Annotated in this window: 18 protein-coding genes; 5 read left to right on the top strand and 13 right to left on the bottom strand. The window is 66.8% G+C overall.

Features of this window, described 5'->3' with window-relative positions:
- Window positions 1-18: 18 nt before the first annotated feature.
- Entirely contained in the window at window positions 19-1,521 is a 1,503-nt protein-coding gene (locus AB0E56_RS03090; RefSeq protein WP_359796598.1) for a methyltransferase, read from the bottom strand.
- Window positions 1,522-1,627: 106 nt separating this feature from the next.
- On the opposite strand from AB0E56_RS03090, the gene AB0E56_RS03085 reads away from it, so the two are divergent.
- From AB0E56_RS03085 to AB0E56_RS03065, 5 genes are all read left to right on the top strand, one after another.
- On the top strand, window positions 1,628-3,793 hold the full coding sequence (locus tag AB0E56_RS03085; RefSeq protein WP_359796597.1) for a DUF6049 family protein: 2,166 nt from the start codon (window positions 1,628-1,630) through the stop codon (window positions 3,791-3,793).
- Window positions 3,786-5,420: a murein biosynthesis integral membrane protein MurJ gene (murJ, locus tag AB0E56_RS03080; protein ID WP_359796596.1), complete on the top strand. Its 1,635-nt coding sequence runs from the start codon at window positions 3,786-3,788 to the stop codon at window positions 5,418-5,420. Before AB0E56_RS03085 ends, murJ begins: the two co-directional genes overlap by 8 nt.
- A 119-nt stretch (window positions 5,421-5,539) precedes the next feature.
- Complete coding sequence (trxB, locus tag AB0E56_RS03075) at window positions 5,540-6,514, top strand: thioredoxin-disulfide reductase (protein WP_359796594.1); 975 nt, start codon at window positions 5,540-5,542, stop codon at window positions 6,512-6,514.
- 68 nt (window positions 6,515-6,582) lie between these two features.
- Complete coding sequence (gene trxA, locus AB0E56_RS03070) at window positions 6,583-6,906, top strand: thioredoxin (protein WP_046014687.1); 324 nt, start codon at window positions 6,583-6,585, stop codon at window positions 6,904-6,906.
- A 175-nt stretch (window positions 6,907-7,081) separates the two neighbouring features.
- On the top strand, window positions 7,082-7,258 hold the full coding sequence (locus AB0E56_RS03065) for a hypothetical protein (protein WP_359796593.1): 177 nt from the start codon (window positions 7,082-7,084) through the stop codon (window positions 7,256-7,258).
- A 78-nt stretch (window positions 7,259-7,336) separates the two neighbouring features.
- Here AB0E56_RS03065 and AB0E56_RS03060 read toward each other — a convergent pair whose 3' ends face one another.
- The 12 genes from AB0E56_RS03060 to AB0E56_RS03005 form a co-directional block, all read right to left on the bottom strand.
- Window positions 7,337-7,525, bottom strand: coding sequence for a hypothetical protein (locus tag AB0E56_RS03060; RefSeq protein WP_359796592.1), 189 nt, complete (start codon window positions 7,523-7,525; stop codon window positions 7,337-7,339).
- 142 nt (window positions 7,526-7,667) lie between these two features.
- Entirely contained in the window at window positions 7,668-8,309 is a 642-nt protein-coding gene (locus AB0E56_RS03055; protein ID WP_359796591.1) for an N-acetyltransferase, read from the bottom strand.
- Window positions 8,306-8,992, bottom strand: coding sequence for a PIG-L family deacetylase (locus AB0E56_RS03050; RefSeq protein ID WP_183151374.1), 687 nt, complete (start codon window positions 8,990-8,992; stop codon window positions 8,306-8,308). The genes AB0E56_RS03055 and AB0E56_RS03050 overlap by 4 nt, the downstream gene beginning before the upstream one ends.
- A gap of 36 nt (window positions 8,993-9,028) precedes the next feature.
- Window positions 9,029-9,916, bottom strand: a complete 888-nt coding sequence (locus AB0E56_RS03045) for a carbohydrate ABC transporter permease (protein ID WP_359796590.1) — start codon at window positions 9,914-9,916, stop codon at window positions 9,029-9,031.
- A complete protein-coding gene (locus tag AB0E56_RS03040) occupies window positions 9,916-10,890 on the bottom strand; it encodes a sugar ABC transporter permease (protein ID WP_202045441.1) in 975 nt (324 codons plus the stop codon). The genes AB0E56_RS03045 and AB0E56_RS03040 overlap by 1 nt, the downstream gene beginning before the upstream one ends.
- Window positions 10,891-10,957: 67 nt before the next feature.
- Window positions 10,958-12,262, bottom strand: a complete 1,305-nt coding sequence (locus tag AB0E56_RS03035) for an extracellular solute-binding protein (RefSeq protein ID WP_359796589.1) — start codon at window positions 12,260-12,262, stop codon at window positions 10,958-10,960.
- A gap of 25 nt (window positions 12,263-12,287) precedes the next feature.
- Window positions 12,288-13,244: a GNAT family N-acetyltransferase gene (locus AB0E56_RS03030; protein ID WP_359796588.1), complete on the bottom strand. Its 957-nt coding sequence runs from the start codon at window positions 13,242-13,244 to the stop codon at window positions 12,288-12,290.
- Window positions 13,245-13,355: 111 nt separating this feature from the next.
- Window positions 13,356-14,543 (bottom strand): DUF1343 domain-containing protein, encoded by a 1,188-nt coding sequence (locus tag AB0E56_RS03025; protein ID WP_359796587.1) that lies wholly within the window; start codon window positions 14,541-14,543, stop codon window positions 13,356-13,358.
- Between the two features lie 150 nt (window positions 14,544-14,693).
- Window positions 14,694-15,029, bottom strand: a complete 336-nt coding sequence (locus tag AB0E56_RS03020; protein ID WP_359796586.1) for a tryptophan synthase subunit alpha — start codon at window positions 15,027-15,029, stop codon at window positions 14,694-14,696.
- A gap of 9 nt (window positions 15,030-15,038) precedes the next feature.
- On the bottom strand, window positions 15,039-16,487 hold the full coding sequence (locus tag AB0E56_RS03015) for a sugar porter family MFS transporter (protein WP_359796585.1): 1,449 nt from the start codon (window positions 16,485-16,487) through the stop codon (window positions 15,039-15,041).
- A gap of 59 nt (window positions 16,488-16,546) precedes the next feature.
- Window positions 16,547-17,518, bottom strand: a complete 972-nt coding sequence (locus AB0E56_RS03010) for a ParB/RepB/Spo0J family partition protein (RefSeq protein ID WP_359796584.1) — start codon at window positions 17,516-17,518, stop codon at window positions 16,547-16,549.
- Window positions 17,518-18,393, bottom strand: a complete 876-nt coding sequence (locus AB0E56_RS03005) for a ParA family protein (protein WP_359796583.1) — start codon at window positions 18,391-18,393, stop codon at window positions 17,518-17,520. The genes AB0E56_RS03010 and AB0E56_RS03005 overlap by 1 nt, the downstream gene beginning before the upstream one ends.
- Window positions 18,394-19,383 lie beyond the last annotated feature (990 nt).

Genomic DNA, 19,383 nt, shown 5'->3' with positions numbered 1-19,383 from the left:
AACGCATGGATCAGTCCTCTATTCCCCCGGCAGCAGGATGCCGTCGAGCATGAGCGAACGCAGGCGCGGCTCGAGCTCCGCCCACAGGTCGGCGAGCGGCACCTCGAAGAGGTCGGCGAGCGCGGCCGCTATCTGCGCGACCGTGAGCTCGCCGTCGCACGCACCCACGAATCCGGCGAGCGCGGGATCGACGGCGATCGTCCGGCCGAACCCGCCACCCTGACGCAGCTCGATCACACTCGGGTCATCGTTGCCCGGCATCAGATGGCGTGCCTCGGTGACATCCGCGGCGACCACGAGTGTCGGCGGCAGTCCCTCCACGAGCACATCGTGGGCGGCGAGGCCCGCGGCCAGGGCGGCGCCGACGTTCGACACGTGCTGGGCGACGCGCTCCGTCCGTCGGAGCGGCTCCCCCGCGGTGCCCCGACGCATCAGGACGTACCCGAACCCGATCGAGGTCACCCCGCGCGCCGCGAAGTCGTCGAGCCAGGCGGTGAGCAACGGGGTGAAGGAGGGGTCGCGCGGTGTGGTGCCGCCGTCGCGGATCCACAGCTCGGCATACGCGAGCGGTGAGAGCTCCTCGCGCTGGATCACCCAGAGGTCGAGGTCGGCCGGAACCCAGGCCTCCAGTCGGGCGAGACCGGCGACCGCGGCGTCGGACTCCCAGTTGCCGAGCAGCTGCGCGATGCCGTTCTGCGTCAGGAACCTCGGGGCGCTGCGCACGAACTGCTCGACCAGGGCATCGCCCACCAGGCCGCCGTCGCGATACTCGTACGCGGGGACGCCCTCGACCCGCGGCGTGATCACGAACGGCGGATTGGAGACGATCAGATCGAACGCCTCTCCCGCCACGGGCTCGAACATGCTGCCGTGGCGGAACTCGATGTTCGAGACGCCGTTCAGGCGCGCGTTGAGTTCGGCGAACGCGAGCGCGCGGGACGAGATGTCGGTCGCCACGACCGTGCGTGCGCGACGCGCGACCAGGAGCGCCTGGATGCCGCACCCCGTGCCGAGATCGAGCGCACGATCCACCTCGATCGGGACGATCGTCTCGGCCAGGGTGCGCGAGGCGCCGCCGACCCCGAGAACATGATCGGCGGGGAGGGCGCCGTCGAGAGCCACTTCGTCGAGGTCGCTGGCGATCCACCACTCCCCCACGCCGTCCGCATCGACGAACGACTGCGGCCGCAACAGGGCGGTCGGCGTCACCGTCTCGCTCTCGACCCTGCCGAGTCCGAGAGCCACGAGCCCCTCGACTCCGAGCTGAGGCAGCGCCGCCGCGACCGAGGCCTCCGGTTGCGGCATCCCCAGCACCAGGAGGCGGCCGAGAGTGGCGAGAGGCCCGCCGTCGCCGTCGATCGCACGGAGGATCGGCTCGCGCATTCCCCGTCCGAGGGCGTCGTCGGCCTCTTCTCCCCAGAGGCGTCGCAGAGGCTCGGAGCGGAGGTCGGCGGCGTCGAGGTCTGCGGCGAGCGCGGCGGTGCGGAGCGGGTCGGGGACCGGTGCGGGGGTGTCGGACACGGCCGTCACTCTACGCGTCTTCAGGGTTCTCCTTCGTGCGGCCTCCTAGAATCACTAGGTCAGTACTCACGAGCAGCCCCTCTCCGGGCGTTCGAGGAAGACCTTCATGACCGCGATCACCCCCGACACCGGCCTCCGTGCGCGCCTGCGACGGCTCGCAGGCAGGACCGCTGTTCTGGCGATCGCATTGGGCGGTTGCGCACTCGTCGTGCCGAGCACTGCCACCGCCGCCGAGCAGTCGGACGACGAGCCGAGCGTCGAGCTGCACGTTTCCGCCGGTCTTCGCGGGGTCATCGCACCCGGTTCATCGACATCGGCGATCCTCACGGTCGACAACGGCGCGGACGCGACACTGTCCGCCGGACAGGTCGAGGTCGAGCTCAGTCGCACTCCGTTGACCGACGGCGAGGCGGTGTCGAGCTGGCTCGACGACGGCGAGGCCCCGGGCGATTTCGCGACCGTCGGAACCGAAACGACTGAGGCGGTGGATGCCGGCGCGTCCGCCACGGCCACGGTCTTCCTCTCCGAGGCGACCCTCGAAGGCCTCGGCCCCGGCGTGTATCCGCTGCGTGCCGAACTCACCGACGCGACGACCGGAGGGACCGGCGATGACGCGGTCCAGATCGACGCGAGCGCGACGAGCGTCCTGGTCGTGGCCGCGGCACAGACCAATCAGGTCGGTGTGATCGTGCCGATCACGGCGACACCCGAGGGTGGCGCCCTGCTCACCGCAGAAGAACTCACCACCCTGACCGGCCCTGAGGGGGCGTTGACCGCGCAGCTCGACGGCGTCGCGGGGACCACGGCTGTGCTCGCGATCGACCCCTCGATCCCCGCGGCGATCCGCGTGCTCGGCTCCGCGGCCCCGGAGAGCGCGCGGGAGTGGCTCGTGCGACTCGACGGATTGTCGAACGCCCGATTCGCGTTGCAGTTCGGCGACGCGGACGCGGCGGCTCAGGCGCAAGCCGGCCTGCCGTCGCTGCTGCAGCCGACGACGCTGGCCCCGTTCCTCGATGTGGCGAACTTCCCGCAGACTCCCGCGACGGCCGCGCCGACTGCCGATCCGGGGGCGACGGCGGATCCGACCCCTGGCGCCACCGAGTCCCCCGCCCTCCCCACCGACGAAGAGCTCATGGCGATCGAGGGGGCCCTGCCGCGCATCCTGTGGCCGCAGGACGCACTCACGCAGAACGACCTCACGGCATTCGCGGGGTACCTCGGCGGGGACGCCACGACGATCGTGTCGTCGACGGCTGTCGGCGGAGGCAGTGCCGCGCACGCCACGGCGGGAGGCCAGGATCTCCTCGTCACGGATGCCGCCGCGTCCGCCGTGCTGTCGGAGGTCGCGGCCGAGCCGGACCCGGTGGACCGCCAGCGCCTGCTCGCCGAAGCGGCGGCACGCCTCCAACTGACGAAGGGAGCGACGCCCGGCGCCCCGCTCCTCATCGGGTTGGAGCGCGACGAGGACCGCACGTCCGACGCGCTGCGCGACGCGATCTCCTCGGCCGACTCGATCGGTTTCGAGCTGTCAGCCCTCCGCGCGGTCGCTCCGGTGTCCGCGACGGTGACGGACGCCCCCGACGCCGCCAGGGCTGGTGCCGTCACTGCTCTCTTGGCCGACGAGACCACTCTCACGGCGTTCTCCTCGATCCTCGCCGACCCCCAGGTGCTGTTGAGCCCGGAGCGGATCCGCATCCTGCGCACGCTGGCGGTCGGGTCGTCGGCTGCCGCATTCACGGAGAAGGTCGCGGCCCATCAGGAACGCACCAGGGCGACTCTCGCTGCCGTGAACATCCCGCCGTCCAGCACGATCCAGCTCCTCACGGCGAACGCCGACCTGCCGATCGCGGTGCGCAACGACCTGCCGTGGCCCGTGACCGTGCAACTGTTCGTGTCGCCCGCCGATCCGCGACTCGACGTCAAGCCCATGACCGAGACGGTCGTGCAGGCCAACTCCACCACACGGGTCAAGGTTCCCGTTTCCGCGCGGGTGGGCAGCGGCGAGGTCGACCTCCGCCTGAGCCTGTACAGTCCTACGGGCGTGCAGATCCAGGGGGACCAGTCCATCCGGGTCGCCGTCCGTGCGGAGTGGGAGACCATCGGGTTGGTCATCTTCGGGGGTCTGGCCGTGCTGTTGATCGCGCTCGGCGTGATCCGCACCATCCGCCGCAAGCGCCGGGAGGCGGCCGAGGAGTCGGCCGTCGAGGCACAGATCGACGCATTGGATGAGACGGCTGCCCTGCCGACCGAGCCCGAGGAGCGGCGTGACTAGTCTCGGACGTGCGAGCGCCATCATCGGAGCGGGCACCATGGTCTCCCGCCTGACGGGACTGCTGCGCAGCATCGTGCTCGTCGGGGTCATCGGGTCGTACAAGTCCGGACCGGCCGACGCGTTCACGTTCGCGAACCAGCTTCCGAACAGCGTCTTCTCCCTGATCTCGGTGGGTATCCTCACGGCGGTCATCGTGCCCCAGATCGTGAAGGCGACGGCGGATGCCGACGGCGGCAACGCCTTCATCTCAAAGCTGTTCACGCTCGGAACCGTCGTCCTCGTCGTGATCACCGGGATAGCCACGGCGGCCGCACCCTGGCTGGTTCATCTGGTGGCAGGCCGGGCGACCCCCGACATCCTGGCTCTGGCCACCGCTCTCGCGTACTGGTGTCTGCCCCAGATCCTGCTCTACGGCCTGTACGCGCTGCTCGGCGAGGCCCTCAACGCCCGACGCATCTTCGGCCCGTTCACCTGGGCCCCGGTGGTCAACAACGTCATCTCGATCATCGGGTTCCTGATCCTCGGCGCGGTGTTCGCTCCGGTCTCGACCGATGCCGCGGACTGGACCCCGGCCATGATCAACACGCTCGGCGGCACGGCCACGCTGGGCATCGCGCTGCAGGCCGTGGTGCTGCTGGTGTTCTGGCGTCGCACCGGTCTGGCGCTGAAGCCCGACTTCCGGTGGCGCGGCGTGGGTCTCGGGGCGGTGGGACGCCTGGCGGGATGGACCTTCCTCATGGCGTTCGCGAGCCTCGCCGCAGGAATGCTGCAGGGGTTCATCATCAGCGAGGCTGCCGGCGCCGGTGCGTCGGTGACGGTCACGGCCAACGCCTGGCTGATCTTCATGCTGCCCTACTCGGTGATCGTGCTCTCGATCGGCACTCCCTACTTCACGCAGATCAGCGAGCATGCCGCAGCAGCGCGCCACGACGAGGTCCGTGCCGACATCTCGCGCAGCATCCGCACCCTCCTCTTCTTCATCATGGCCGCCGTCGCCGCCGTCGCGGCCGCAGCGGTGCCCGCCTCCCGCGTCTTCACGAAGGATGCGGAGGGGGTCACGGCCGCGAGCGCGGCGCAGTCGGCGGCGGTCGTACTGCTCTGCTATCTCGTCAGCCTCATCCCGCTCACGATCCTCTTCATCGTCCAGCGCACCTTCTACGCGTATGACGACACTCGCACGCCGTTCTGGTTCACGATCGTCCAGTGCGTACTGATCGTCGTCACCACGCTCGCGGCGTGGGCCCTGTACGAGGCCGATGTGATCCCGCTCACCTCCCTCGCGGCCGCCGTGGCGCTCGGACAGTCGATCGCAAGCATCCTGCAGACCCTGCTCGCCACGTGGCTGCTGCATCGCAAGATCGGCGGGTTGCAGATCGGCTCCTGGATGGCCGCCGTCGGTCGCTTCGCCGTGGCGGCCGTGCCCGCGGGTCTCGCCGGGTGGGGGGCCTTCGTGCTCGCCGGGGGTGCCGAGGGATGGATGGTGGGAAGCCCGGTGCTCAGTGCCCTCGCCACCGCCGTCATCGGCATCGTCGTGGTCGTGGTCTACGTCGCCATCCTCGCCGTGATGCGGGCTCCCGAGCTCAAGGCCGGCGGCGCCCTGGTCCGCCGGTTCCTCCCCGGTCGCTGATCCGCGCACGGAGCCGTCTCCCAGGCCGGTGGCGCACACTGTCGAGGGAATGCCCCGCGGTTACCATGGGTTGAAGCAGTCGAAGGTCATTCGACCGCAGTTTCTACGACGGAGAGCACATGCGTCAGGTCATCATCATCGGCTCCGGCCCTGCCGGATTCACGGCTGCCATCTACGCGGCCAGGGCGAACCTCAAGCCGCTGCTCATCGCGAGCTCGGTGGAGGTCGGCGGCGAGCTGATGAACACCACCGAGGTCGAGAACTACCCGGGCTTCCCCGAGGGCATCCAGGGTCCTGAGCTGATGGCGAAGTTCCAGGAGCAGGCAGAGAAGTTCGGCACCGAGGTCGTCTACGACGATGTCACCGAGCTGCAGCTCGACGGCCCGGTCAAGAAGGTCATCCTCGGCAGCGGTGCCGAGCACGAGACGCAGTCGCTCATCTATGCGACCGGATCCGCGTACCGCAAGCTCGGCATCGAGGGCGAAGAGCGTCTTTCCGGCTACGGCGTCTCCTGGTGTGCGACGTGCGACGGGTTCTTCTTCCGTCAGAAGACGATCGCGGTCGTCGGCGGCGGCGACTCGGCGATGGAAGAGGCCACCTTCCTCACGCGCTTCGCCGACAAGGTCTACGTCATCCACCGCAAGGACTCCCTGCGGGCGTCGAAGATCATGCAGGAGCGCGCGTTCGCGAACGACAAGATCGAGTTCGTGTGGAACAGCGAGGTCGCCGAGGTCCTCGGCGGCGACTCGGTGACGGGCGTGCAGCTGCGCTCCACGGTCGACGGCACGCTGAGCGATCTGCCGCTCGACGGTCTGTTCATCGCGATCGGCAACGACCCCCGTACGCACCTCGTGCACGACAAGCTCGAGCTGACGGCGGAGGGCACCATCTGGGTCGACGGCCGCTCGTCGAAGACCTCGGTGCCTGGCGTGTTCGCCGCGGGCGACGTCATCGACCCGACGTACCGTCAGGCCATCACGGCTGCCGGCACAGGCACCGTCGCCGCTCTCGACGCGGAGCACTTCCTCGCGGATTTTGAGGACGCCTCCGTGGAGGTCCCCGCTGCGGAGGCCGCCGAGATCCTCACCGCCTGAGCACGGCGGGAACACTTTCCCCTCGTCGGCTGTTGTAGCAGACGAACCTCGAATCAAGGAGAACTCTGATGAGTGCAAAGGCTACGAGCCAGGCGACCTGGGAGCAGGACGTTCTGCAGGCCGACGGTCCCGTGCTGGTGGACTTCTGGGCCGAGTGGTGTGGTCCGTGTCGTATGGTCGCGCCGGTTCTGGACGAGATCCAGGCCGACAACCCCGACAAGATCACGATCCTCAAGCTGAACGTCGACGAGAACCCTGAGCTCGCGATGAAGTACCAGATCACGTCGATCCCGGCGATGAAGGTCTTCGACGGCGGTGAGGTCAAGACGACCATCATCGGCGCCAAGCCCAAGTTCGCGCTCGAGAAGGACCTCGCCGCGTTCATCGGCTGATACTCCGACTCGCAAGGGCCGCACCTCCCGGGGAGGTGCGGCCCTTCTGCGTCCCGGTGGAGGGGAGGTGAGCACTAGCGGGACTTTCCTCCCAGCTGTATAATGTTACCTACTATCGCCCTTGTGGCGTCGGTGAATTGGCATGGGTTCAATCGGTGACCGGCAGGAGAATGCGATGAATACGCTGCTCATCCTCATCGGGGTTCTCCTTATCGCCTCTCCCGCGGTCCTCCTGGTTCTGCTCCTCGTCATCGTGGTGCGGTTTCGAGAGAACGCCTACGCGGAACTTCGTGCGCTTCGTAACGGCGTGAGCCGGAGAACGGATAACGCGTTGGGGTCGAAAGAACGCTGACCGCTCCAGAGTGATCTCCTCCAGGAGGTTGGCGATGTCGCCCTCTTCGTCTGCTCGACGAGAAGTCGCTTCATGACGCTACGGCCTGACGCCTGCGGGTAGAAGGAACAGCGCCAGGAGCACGATCGTGAGGACGCCGGCACCGGAGAACACCACCAGGGCGGCGCGATTCGTGCGACTCAGCCCGAACGGACCGACGACCGCGAAGACGGCAGCGATCAGGACGAGTGCCCACCCGAGCGGCGGAGCCAGGAAGATGGTCAGCATTCCGACCAGGATCAGCGCGGCAACGCCGATATCGCGCCCTCTGTCCAGCTTCGACGGCGTAGACGCCTCCCCCGGTGTCATCCTGGGGCACTCACTGGAGATAGCATGGCTGTAACATTATACGTTGCCGCCTTGCCCGGTCTCAGCGCACAGCGGCGATCGGCCTCCCGAACGTCACGCCACCCGGTGTCCTGCGCAGTTCTGTGAATCCGATACGGCGGTAGAAGGCGATCGCCCCGGTGTTCGTCCCGCCAGCCGTCAGTTGCAGCCCCGGTATGCCGCGTCGGCCGAGATCTTGGACGAGGGCGTCGATCAGAGCGCGCCCCCACCCGCTCCCCTGCGCTTCTGGCAGCAGATCGATGTGCAGATGCGCGGGATGCTCGTCGACGAACGGCACCGGCCGCCCACCGATCGCCGCGGCGTATCGGAGCATCGCGGCGTCCTTCGCGGAGTCTCCCGCCGCGCGGCGGTGCCCCTCCTCGCGCGGCGGCCACCACTCGTAGCGGAACCAGCGTTCGAACGCTGCCGTGTCGGGCGCGCACACGACGTAGCCGACGACGCGCTGTCCGTCGTCGATCACGAAGGCGGCGTCCAGGTGCTTCGCGACGTAGGGCAGCACGAAGATGTCGGCGAGAAGCCCCGAGGATCGATAGAGCCCGGTGGCGTCGGCACCGCCGTCACCGGTGCGCAGGCAGATGTCGGCGAGGTCCGCCTCGTCTCCGCGCCGGAAGGGCCGGAGGAGCGCTCGCCCCTCCGGCCCTTCGGCAGACGCGATCGAGCTCACGGTCCTGCGAGCTTGGCGCCCTTGTCCGCGACCACGAAACCGCAGGCACGGGTGGTCCCTGCCAGGCAGCCCTTCGCCAGCATGTTGGCGCTGTAGTAGTCGATGTAGCGGAAGCCGTAGGTCTCGCCGCGCGCGAACGCCTGACCCTGGATCGCCGCACGCCACGTCTCATACGCGGCATCCGGGATCTCGACGTACATGTCGGGTGCGAAGCCCTCGGCGTCCTCCCAGTTGTCCGCGTGCAGGAACTGCGTGATCCCGTGGCGACCGTACGGGCTGCCCACCGGGAGCGACGCGAGGAAGCGGCCGCGCTCGGCGAGGATGGCTGCGCGCTCGTGGTCGCGGTGGATGCTCTTGGTCCAGTGCGTGATGAGGATCTCGGGCTTCTCCTGACGGATGATGTCGGCGATCTGCTCCGCCGCCGAATCGTCGTCGGGCAGGAAGCCGTCGGAGTAGTCGAGCACACGGAACTCCGCGCCGATGGCAGCCGCGAAAGCCTCGCCCTCGGCGACCTTCTGCACGCGGTACTCCTCCGGGCTGATCGTGGGGTGTCCGCGCTCCCCGTACGTGCAGGCGAGGATGATCGCGCGATCGCCCTCCTGCACCATCTTGGCGAGAGTGGGACCCGCGGTCAGGTCCATGTCGCCGATGTGCCCGCCGATGGCGAGGACTGTCCTACCCATTGTGTTGCTCCATTCGTGGTGCGTCGGACTGCGAGGTCACTTCATCCCGCTGAGCATCACGCCGCGGACGTAGTACTTCTGCAGGAAGAGGAAGATGATCAGGACGGGGAGCGTGCTGATCACGATGCCGGCCATCACGATCGGCATCGTGCGGTTCGGGTCGATGAAGCTCTGGAGCATCTGGATGCCGACCGGCAAGGTCATCAGATCGGGGTTGGCCGAGGCGATCAGCGACGACCAGATGTACTCGTTCCACTGACCGACGAAGGTGATGACACCCAGCGTGATCGCGACGGGCGTCGCCTGCGGGAGCACGATGTTGAAGAACAGCCGCCATTCGCCCGCACCGTCGATGCGGGCGGCCTCGAGCATCTCGTCGGGAACGCCGACCATGAACTGCCGCATCAGGAAGATGCCGAAGCCGCTCACGAGGAACGGGAGCATCAGCGAGACGATGTTGTTCGTCATGCCGCCGAAGCCGCCCTGCCCGAGGATGTTGTTCCCGCCGACCAGCGGCCAGTTCAGCATGATCAGGAAGTCGGGGATCAGCAGCAGGAACGGCGGCAGCATCATGGTCGCGAGAACGAAGCGGAAGATCACATCCCGCCCCCGGAACCGCAGCTTCGCCAGCGCATAGCCGGCCATGGCCGAGGTGATCAACACGGATGCCGTCACGATCAGGGTCACCACGACGCTGTTGAAGAACAGTTTGTCGAGCTGCAGCTGCTCGAACGCGGCGGTGTAGTTGTCCCACGTCCACGTCTCGGGGAAGAAGCGGTAGGGGAAGATGCCGTACTCGCCGGGTCCCTTGAGGGAGCTGAAAACCGTGTCGAAGAACGGCACGATCATCATGACCCCGCCGATCGCGACCACGAGGTAGGAGATCCACGGGAACGGGTGACGCTTGCTCTTGCGGACGCCCATCAGTCGTCTCCTCCGGTGCGACGGCTGATCCACAGCTGGAGCAGCGTGATGATGAAGATGATGAGGAACAGCACCATCGCCATGGCGCTCGCCGTGCCCCAGGCGCCGAACTTGAACGCCTGCTGGTACATCTCGAACGCCGCGACGTTCGTGGCGTTCGCGGGCCCGCCGTCCTTCGTCATCACGATGATCAGCGCGAACGACTGGAGTCCCGCGATGCACTGGGTGATGAAGACGAACACGAGCGAGGGGCGCAGCAGCGGCAGCGTGATGCTCCAGAACGTGCGCCACGGGCCCGCGCCGTCGATCTCCGCCGCCTCGTACATGGTCTTGTCGATGCCCTTGATGCCGGCGGTGAGGATGAGCACGGCGGCGCCGATGGAAGCCCACGCCTGCACCACGGCGACGGAGGGCAGCGCGAGATTCGGGTCGGAGAGGAATCCGATCGAGTTCACACCCACCGCGTTCAGCACCGCGTTGATGAGTCCAGCGGGCTGGTAGAGCATCTTCCAGACGTTGCCGATGGCGACCACGGTCGCGACCACGGGGAGGAAGTACAGGAATCGCCAGAACCCCTGGAACTTCAGCCGTTCGATCAGCTGGGCGACCACGACCGATCCGCCGACCGCCAGGATCACGGCGATGATCGCGAACAGGAACGTGTTCACCAGGATCGGCGAGACGAACGTGCTGTCCAACTGCAGGATCTCGGCGTAGTTCTGGAAGCCGGTGAACTCGATCTTCGTGAGATCGAACCCGCCCCAGGTCGACAGCGACAGGAAGATCGCGAAGAACGTGGGGAGGATGAGGAAGACGGTGAAGAACAGCAGGGAGGGCGCCAGGAACAGGTACCCGGCGCGCGCCTCGCGGCGGAATCTGCGGGCCCTCGGCTTGGTCTTCGTCGTGCCGACGGTGACCGCCATCGTGTCCTCGGCGGCTTCTTGCGCCGCCGTCATGAGTGTGGGATTGGCCATCGGCCCTCCGAGAGTGAGTGGTCTTGGCGGAGGGCGGGGACTCGGGTGTCCCCGCCCTCCGGTGGTGCTACTGGGCGTCGATCTCCTTGACCAGCTTCGAGAAGGTGGTCTTCACATCGGCGCCGTTGACGATGATCTCGTTCAGCGCCGTGTTGGTCGACGTCTTCGCCTCGTAGGCGTTGGACGCGTTCGACTCGGCCATGGCGTACTCCGCCGCGGCGTAGATCGGCTCGAGGTTGGGCTCTTCGGCGAGGTACTTCGGGCCGAGGATCTCCGCGTCGGTGGTACGCGGCGGGATCAGGCCCTGCGTCGCGAGGAAGTCGCCGAGAGCGGTCACGCCGTCCTCGTTCTCGTGGGAGTTCAACCAGCTGAGGAACTTCCACGCCTCCTCCTGGTGCTGGCTGCCGGAGTTCACGCCCGTGAAGAACGTGTAGGCGAGCGAGCCCACGTCGCCGTCGTTCGGCCCCGGGACGGGTGCCACACCGACGTTCGCGTAGTCGTCGCCCATCGACGCCTTGAGGCTGCCGATCCACCATCCGGCCTGGACGGCCATGGCCACCCCGCCGGTCGGGAACGCCTTGGTGGGCATGATCGACGTCGACGTCGCACCGGTCTCGGCGAGATCGGCCTCGAGCTGCATGACGTCTTCGGCGGTGTCGTCCATCGCCGACTTCCCGTCCGGCGCGAGGAACTCTCCGCCTGCCGAATCCAGCAGCGACAGGAACGGGTGCACCGTGTGGTTGTCGCCATCCTGGATCAGCGAGATGCCCTGGACGATGGTGTTGCCGGAGCCGTCCTTCTTCGTCGTCGCGTTGGCGATCTCCGTCAGCTCATCCCAGGTCTTCGGCGGACCGTCGTAGCCGGCGTCGGCGAGGATCTGCTTGTTGTAGAAGAGCGCGTAGGTGTTGAACTCCGTCGGGTATCCGAGCAGATCTCCCTCACCGGTGGTCACCGAGTCCAGCGCGGCCTGGCTGTAGTTGTCGGTGATGTCCTTCGCGACGTCCTCCGGCGGTGCGGAGAGCACGCCGTTGGCCTGCAGCTGTCCGCCCCACAGCGAATACGAGCTGACGATGTCCGCCCCGCGCCCGCCGGTCTGTCGGACGTTGAGTGTGGTGAGCAGCTCGTCGAAGTTGACGGCCTGAGAGGTGACCTGGATGTCCGGGTTCTCCTCGTTCCACTGGTCGATCAGTGCACCGACTCCGGTCTTGAAGGGGTCGCTGCCGTAGTGGCTGAGGAAGGTGAGTTCGACGACGCCGTCCTCCCCTCCACCTTCTGCGCCGGTCGTGCATCCGGCCAGTGCGAGCGCGGCCACGCTGCTGAGCGCGATCGCGGTCACCATGCGTCGGCTACGACGCTGTGCTGCAGACTTCATGTGATTCCTCTCGGGTGTGTCCGCGCTAGGCGGCGGTGGGGGCGTGCATGATCGTGAAGGTCCGTGTGATCTCGAACCCGGTGTTGAGGTAGAGGTGTCCGGCGGCGGAGGTCTCCTCGGTCCAGAGGAACCATGCGCTGTGTGCGCCGAGTGCCCGCATGCGCTCGAGCGTGAGATGGAGCAGGATCTTCCCGAGTCCCGTGCCTCGGCTCTCCGGCAGCACACCGAACGGTCCGAAGCGCTCGAGCACGTTCTCGTAGGTACCGTGCATGGCCCAGCCGAGCATGACGCCGTCGGGGTTGCGGCACGCCATGATCCGCTCCAGGGACTGTCCCCCGAGCACTCCCTCGCGGATCCCGCGCGACCAGTCGGCGTTGAACGTCCCCGCGACCTCGATGAGATCGACCAGGTCGTCGCCGGTCGGCGAGAAGAAGGTCCAACCCTGTGCCCGCAGTTCGGCGATACGCGCACGGATGTCGTCCGGCATCGAGTAGTCGTTCAGCGTGCGGTCCATCGCGACCGAGGTGTACTGCGTCTCAAAGCCCATGGACCGCAGGAAGGCGTCGGCCTCGGGGTACCGGTCCGCATCGAGGCCCGGCAGGAAGTAGTTCGGCGTGTACGAAGAGAAGTAGACCTTCTCGACGCCGTGGCCGCGCAGCCACTTCTTGGCGGCGGTCATGAGCGCGGTCGCGATCCCGGCTCGGCGGGCGGAGGGGACGACGAAGAAGAAGGGGATCCAGCCGGACTCGGGTTCGAGGTCGTCGGCGTCGACAGCGATCCTGCGACGGACGGCGTACACCGCACCGAGGATCGCCCCGTCCTCCTCTGCCAGGAACATCCCGTTCGCGTCGAAGTTGCGATCGAGCAGGATCAGGTCGCGGAAGCGGTCGTAGCTGATCCCGTCTCCGGGCGCCGCCTCGGTCCAGGCCTGCGCGATCTCCGGGCCGTCGCCGGCACGGAAGGTCCTGATGTTGCTCGTCATTGGGTGCTCCTGGGGGTGGGTGTCGGCGTCGGCACGATGGATTGAAATTACATTCACCAGCGCCGCAATGTCAATAAGTTTTGAATATCTTTAACACTCTGGAAATATTTTTCAGCGCGGATACAGCAGGACCGTTTCGTCGTACACTTCGGCGACGCGCTGTGGCGCGCTGTACAGCGGCGCGAACTCTCCCGTGCCGTTGATGGCCTCGCGGAGCGACGTGGATCCCCACAGGCGGTCCAGGGCGTATCCGGTGTCCCCCGGATCCAGCCGCTCGCCCGCGTTCAAGCTGCGGACATCGTCGGGAGCCTGATCCCGGGCGGTCTCGAGGATCGCCAGCGCCGTCGCGACGGGATCGAAGGCCCGGTGGTCGACGATGTGCAGCTGCACGCCTCTGACGGTCTCCCCTGCATGCTTGTGGAACGTCGGCTGGAACGCGATCTCTCGCACGAGCATGCCCGGAAGGTCGCGTCCGCGAAGAGACGCCGCGAACTCGACGGGGAGGAACGGGGCGCCGATCATCTCGAAGGGACGCGTGGTGCCGCGCCCTTCACTGAGGGTGGTCCCTTCGACCAGCCCGGTGCCGGCGAATGCGTACACGGAGTCGAGGGTCGGGATGTTCGGAGACGGCGGCACCCAGGCGAGGCCGGTCGACGACCAGTCGTTCGTGGCGTCCCAGCTCTCCATCGCGACGACGTGCAGGTCGAGGCTCAGCCCCTCGTTCGTCAGGTCGCGTTCGGCGAACAGGCGTGCCAGCTCTCCCGCGGTCAGCCCGTGACGCTGCGAGATGTCACTGCGCCCCACGAAGCTCGTGAATCGGGCTTCGCTCACACCCGGCCCGCTGAGCACGGCGCCGCCGAGGGGGTTCGGGCGGTCGAAGACGGTGAAAGGCAAGCCCAGCCGCGCCGCGCTGCGCATGGCGTCGTACATCGTCCAGATGTAGGTGTAGAAGCGAACACCGATGTCCTGCATGTCGAAGGCGAGCGCATCGACCCCCGACGCATCGATCATCTCGTCGAGGTGCTCTCCCTCGCTCAGATAGGTGTCGCTGAAAGGCAGGCCGGTGCGCTCGTCACGATCGATCGAGGTGCTCTCGCCGGCCTGGACCGCGCCATCCAGACCGTGCTCCGGTCCGAAGAGATGGTGCAGTGGAGCACCTGCTGACACCAGCGCGTCGATGTTCCTCGACAGATCGGGCATCGTGCCGGTGAAGTTGGTCAGCAGACCGATGCGCTCACCCACCAGGAGGTCCGGCTGCGCGACTGCGCGTTCCACTCCGGTGCGCGTACGTGATGCCATGACGAACTCCCTTGTGTCGTGAACACGGGAGGATCTCGTCCTGGAGTCACCAGCCGCGTTGCTGTCACCTTTTTACCAGTGTTACATGTTTTATGAAAATCATGTTCACAATCGGACGCATGAAACGGCCACGACGCTGCGGTCGTACGGTCAGGAGGCGTCGGCGACGGAGGGATCCCAGCGCCGGTGACGCTGCTTCTCGTCCAGCAGGCCCCAGACGGCAGGGGTCAGTTCGGGGTACTCCAGCGCGATCTGCCGCAGCACACGGTAGTGACGCGCCGCGTTGGGGCGCACGCCGTCGTTCGCGGTGATGTTGTCCGCGCGCAGGAGGTAGACCACCAACTCATCGACGCTCGGAAGCTCCTCCATGAACTCCCATGGGTCCTCGCCGCCGAGCAGTCGTTCCTGGATGAGGACGGCGAGTTCGTCTGCGGCCTCGGCGCGCAGCACTTCCAGGCTGGCTCGACGCTGCACGGACTCGCTCATGCCTCAAGCCTACGTCCGCTGCGGGCCTCTCCGGCGCTCCACGGTCATGTTCTCGCCCATCTCCTCGAGCTCCTTGCCCTTCGTCTCCGGAACTTTGAAGAAGACGAAGAAGAAGGATAGGAGGGCGAAGAATGCGTAGAAGCCGTAGGCGAACGTGAGGCCGATCTCGGCGAACGCCGGGAACGTCGTCGAGATGAAGAAGTTCGCGACCCACTGCGCTGCCGCCGCGACGGCGAGTGCACCAGCGCGGATCGAGTTCGGGAAGATCTCGCCGAGAAGCACCCAGACGAGCGGCCCCCAGCTCGCGCCGAAGAACACCACGAACCCGTTCGCACAGATCAAGGCGATGGTCGCCCACGGGTCGGGGAGCGTCGCGGTTCCCTCCGCGTCGAGGGTTCCGAACGAGAACGCGACCGCCATGAGTCCGAGCGTCACGGTCATGCCCACCGAGCCCACCAACAGCATGATCCGGCGCCCGATCTTGTCGACCAGCAGGATCGCGACGATGGTCACGACGATGTTCGTCACCGAGGTGATCACCGAGGTCAGGAGCGCACTGGATTCGTCGAAGCCGACCGACTGCCACAGCGTCGTGGAGTAGTAGAAGATCACGTTGATGCCGACGAACTGCTGGAAGACCGACAGCAGGATGCCGATCCACACGATCGGCTTGAGCCCGAGACGGTTGCCGCGCAGATCGCGCAGCGACTCCGAGCGTTCCGTGTCGATCGTGCCCGTGATCTCCTTGATCTTGCCGTCGACGTCGATCGTCCCGGTCACGGTCTCGAGCACATCGGCAGCCCGTTTCAACTCACCCTTGCGCACCAGGTATCGCGGCGACTCCGGGAGCCGCAACGACATGAGTCCGTACACCAGGGCGGGGATCGCCGCGACCATGAACATCCATCGCCACGCCGTGAGACCCCACAGCGGCTGGTCCGCGGCACCGGCGATGTTGGCCAGGAGCGCATCCGAGAGCAGCGCAGCGAAGATACCGGTGACGATGGCGAGTTGCTGCAGAGAGCCGAGACGCCCTCGGATGGCCGCCGGAGACACCTCTGCGATGTACGCGGGGGCGATGACGGATGCGGCGCCGACTCCGAGTCCGCCGATCACCCGCCAGATGATCAGGTCGACCACGCTGAAGGCGAGACCTGACCCGATGGCTGAGACGAAGAACATCGCCGCCGCGACGACCATGACGGGGATGCGTCCGTATTTGTTCGACACCGGCCCTGCGAACCACGCACCCACCGCGCACCCGATCAGAGCCGACGAGACGGCGAAGCCCTTCAGCGCCGTCCCGAGATCGAACCCCGAGACGTCACCGGCCAGGGCATCGACGGCTCCGTTGATCACCGCGGTGTCGAACCCGAAGAGGAAGCCACCCAGTGCCGCGGCGATGCTCACAGCGATCACGCGGCGCTTGATGGCAGCTGGACCCGCTGCTCGTGACATGATTCCCCCTCAACGTCGAGATGTCGCGAGTCTAAGCGACCGGTTGCTGCTGCGGCGGCTCATCTTGTCGAGCCGTAGCCGCCTTCGCCGAGCTCTTCCAGAATGCGGTTGAGGTCCTGAATGGACGCGAAATCGATTGTGACCTGGCCTTTGCGAGCGCCGAGACTGATCTTCACGCGGGTGTTCAGCCGGTCGCCGAGCTTCCCCGCGACTTCATCCAGATAGGCACGACGCGCACCGGGCGTTGCTTTCGCAGACGTGGAGGCCGAGGGCTGCGACTTCGCCGCCAGCTCCGTCGCGCGCACCGACAGGTCTTCGTTCACGACCTTGTCGGCGAGGCGCTGCATCGATTCGGGGTTCTCGAGGCTGAGGATCGCGCGGGCATGGCCAGCGGTGAGCACGCCGGCCGCCACGCGCTGCTGCACCGGCACCGGGAGTTTGAGCAACCGGATGGTGTTGCTGATCTGCGGGCGCGAGCGTCCGATACGGGTGGCGAGTTCCTCCTGCGTGATGCCGAAATCCTCGAGGAGCTGCTGATAGGCCGAGGCCTCCTCCAGCGGGTTCAGCTCCGAACGATGGAGGTTCTCGAGGAGGGCGTCGCGCAGCAGATCCTCGTCGGCGGTGTCGCGAACGATCGCAGGGATGACCTCGAGGCCGGCCTCACGGGCGGCTCGTGTGCGTCGCTCCCCCATGATGAGCTCGTACTCATCGTCGGCGTTCTTTCGCACGACGACGGGCTGCAAGACACCGAACTCCCGCACGCTGTGCACCAGCTCGGCGAGGTCGTCCGGGTCGAAGTGGGTCCGCGGCTGCCGCGGGTTCGCCACGATCGCGTTCGGGTCCACCTGGATCAGGTGGATGCCCGGGACCTGCTCCAGGTCGGGTACCTCGACCGGTGCCTCGGCCGCGACCTCGTCAGCAGCTTTGCTCAGACTCGCCCCCGGGAAGAAGACATCGACGGGACGCTCCGTCTGATCGGCGGTGGGGATGAGGGCTCCGATCCCGCGACCCAGTCCAGTGCGCTTTGCCATCATTTCTCCTTGCTCTGCGTCGCTGCTCGCGACGCGATCTCGACGGCAGCCTCGCGATAGGCGATCGCGCCAGCGGATTGCCCGTCGTAGGCGATCACGGTCTGCCCGAAACTCGGTGCCTCCGACACGCGGACGGAACGCGGGATCACCGTGTCCAGCACCTGAGTCGGGAAGTGTGTTCGTACCTCTTCGGCCACCTGCTGGGCGAGTCGCGTCCGGCCGTCGAACATGGTCAGCAGGATGGTCGAGAGATGCAGCGCGGGATTCAGGTGCTTCTGGATCATCTGGATGCTTCCCAGAAGCTGACTCAGTCCCTCGAGCGCGTAGTACTCGCACTGGATCGGGATGAAGACCTCAGACGCCGCAGTGAAGGCGTTGATCGTCAGAAGGCCCAGCGACGGCGGGCAGTCGATGATCACGAAGTCCATCGGAGTGCGGGACAGATAGTCCTCGAGGGCGCGACGGAGTCGGTGCTCTCGTGCGACCTGGGCGACCAGCTCGATCTCTGCTCCCGCAAGGTGGATCGTGCTCGGCGCGCAGGAGAGGTTGGGGTCCTCCGGACTCGGTTGCACGATATCGGCGAGGGGGAACTCGTCGATCAGCACGTCGTACACGCTGGGGACATCCGCGCTGTGGGGAACTCCCAGTGCCGTGGAGGCATTGCCTTGCGGATCGAGGTCGATGACCAGCACCTTCGCCCCCAGACCCGCAAGGGCCGAGGCGATGTTCACGGCCGTCGTGGTCTTCCCCACGCCGCCCTTCTGGTTGGAGACCGTCAGAACGCGGGTCTCCCCGGAGAACTCCACGGTCGCGGCTTCGAGCGCGCGGCGTCGAGCGGAAAGATCGGCGAGCTCCCGCGCAAGCGGCGTGTCCATCCCGAACGATTCGTTCGTCGATGTCTTCTCGGGCTGTTTCACGTGAAACATCCACTCCTTTCGGGGGCCGCGTTCCACTCTAATCGCTGGCAGCGACGTTCCCTTACGGGATAACGCTTCTCCGAGCACGGCATACGCATGGGACGGAGCGAGCACATCAGAGGGCCCACCTACTTCTTCGATACACGAGTGGCCTGTAGCCCGTCTGTTTCACGTGAAACATTGCTCAGCCACGGACATGAACCTGACTCGGTTGACCAGTGCCTCCTCCCCCGCCTTGCTCCGCCCGACCCTCGTCAGTCCTCCGAACCTTGGCGGGAGCCCTTTGATCCCGACGGAGGAGATGCAACCACCGACGTGAAGAGTGCTTGCCCCGATACAGCCGCGATCATCCGAACCCACCACGACAGCCTGACGCGTCGCTCCGTGACCATCGCCGACCCCTTCCACCGCAGGCGCTCGCGACCTCGAGGAACACCTCCTCCCCCTGCCGCGCCGTGACACCCCTCAGCGCCAGCGCGTTGACTCGATGGGCAGCACCACGCCGGACAGCAGCGCGCCGCGGCCGTGGCCCCGCCTCATCCCTGCACACGCGACGCGGTACGCCTCTCACACCTGAGCCTGCCCATTCAACCTCCACCTACGCCCGCCTCTACAGCGGGATGAAGCAATCCGATGGTGGATCGGAACACCGCGCGACGGCACCCCTCGGGTGCGATTCGCTGAACAATGCGCCACGCCGCGCACCTCGTTGCCTGGCATTTCGATCGCGTCACACGCTTACTTCCCTTATGCCCAGATGCCGCGAGCGGGATTATCCATCCGCTACGTCGACCCTTGCGAAGCGCCGTCACCACTGGGCCACCTCCGCATGCTGGATCGACGAGCTAACACCGAGACGTCATCCAGGACGAGGCGGAACCGGCGCATATGATTCGTCCGTTTCACGTGAAACATCGACACAGCTTCTCCTGGGATACAAGGCCGCAG

The organism is Microbacterium sp. NPDC028030 (assembly GCF_040637855.1).
Lineage (GTDB): Bacteria > Actinomycetota > Actinomycetes > Actinomycetales > Microbacteriaceae > Microbacterium.
Note: the sequence above shows the minus strand (reverse complement) of the source record. Positions and strands in the feature narration are given on the sequence as shown.

Bases quoted from the DNA above. Each gene is read 5' to 3' on its own strand.
- AB0E56_RS03085 (WP_359796597.1), top strand. From the start codon at position 1,628: ATGACCGCGATCACCCCCGACACCGGCCTCCGTGCGCGCCTGCGACGG.
- trxB (WP_359796594.1), top strand. From the start codon at position 5,540: ATGCGTCAGGTCATCATCATCGGCTCCGGCCCTGCCGGATTCACGGCT.
- trxA (WP_046014687.1), top strand. From the start codon at position 6,583: ATGAGTGCAAAGGCTACGAGCCAGGCGACCTGGGAGCAGGACGTTCTG.
- AB0E56_RS03065 (WP_359796593.1), top strand. From the start codon at position 7,082: ATGAATACGCTGCTCATCCTCATCGGGGTTCTCCTTATCGCCTCTCCC.
- AB0E56_RS03060 (WP_359796592.1), bottom strand. From the start codon at position 7,525: ATGCTGACCATCTTCCTGGCTCCGCCGCTCGGGTGGGCACTCGTCCTG.
- AB0E56_RS03050 (WP_183151374.1), bottom strand. From the start codon at position 8,992: ATGGGTAGGACAGTCCTCGCCATCGGCGGGCACATCGGCGACATGGAC.
- AB0E56_RS03045 (WP_359796590.1), bottom strand. From the start codon at position 9,916: ATGGGCGTCCGCAAGAGCAAGCGTCACCCGTTCCCGTGGATCTCCTAC.
- AB0E56_RS03040 (WP_202045441.1), bottom strand. From the start codon at position 10,890: ATGGCCAATCCCACACTCATGACGGCGGCGCAAGAAGCCGCCGAGGAC.
- AB0E56_RS03035 (WP_359796589.1), bottom strand. From the start codon at position 12,262: ATGAAGTCTGCAGCACAGCGTCGTAGCCGACGCATGGTGACCGCGATC.
- AB0E56_RS03030 (WP_359796588.1), bottom strand. From the start codon at position 13,244: ATGACGAGCAACATCAGGACCTTCCGTGCCGGCGACGGCCCGGAGATC.
- AB0E56_RS03025 (WP_359796587.1), bottom strand. From the start codon at position 14,543: ATGGCATCACGTACGCGCACCGGAGTGGAACGCGCAGTCGCGCAGCCG.
- AB0E56_RS03020 (WP_359796586.1), bottom strand. From the start codon at position 15,029: ATGAGCGAGTCCGTGCAGCGTCGAGCCAGCCTGGAAGTGCTGCGCGCC.
- AB0E56_RS03015 (WP_359796585.1), bottom strand. From the start codon at position 16,487: ATGTCACGAGCAGCGGGTCCAGCTGCCATCAAGCGCCGCGTGATCGCT.
- AB0E56_RS03010 (WP_359796584.1), bottom strand. From the start codon at position 17,518: ATGGCAAAGCGCACTGGACTGGGTCGCGGGATCGGAGCCCTCATCCCC.
- AB0E56_RS03005 (WP_359796583.1), bottom strand. From the start codon at position 18,393: ATGGACACGCCGCTTGCGCGGGAGCTCGCCGATCTTTCCGCTCGACGC.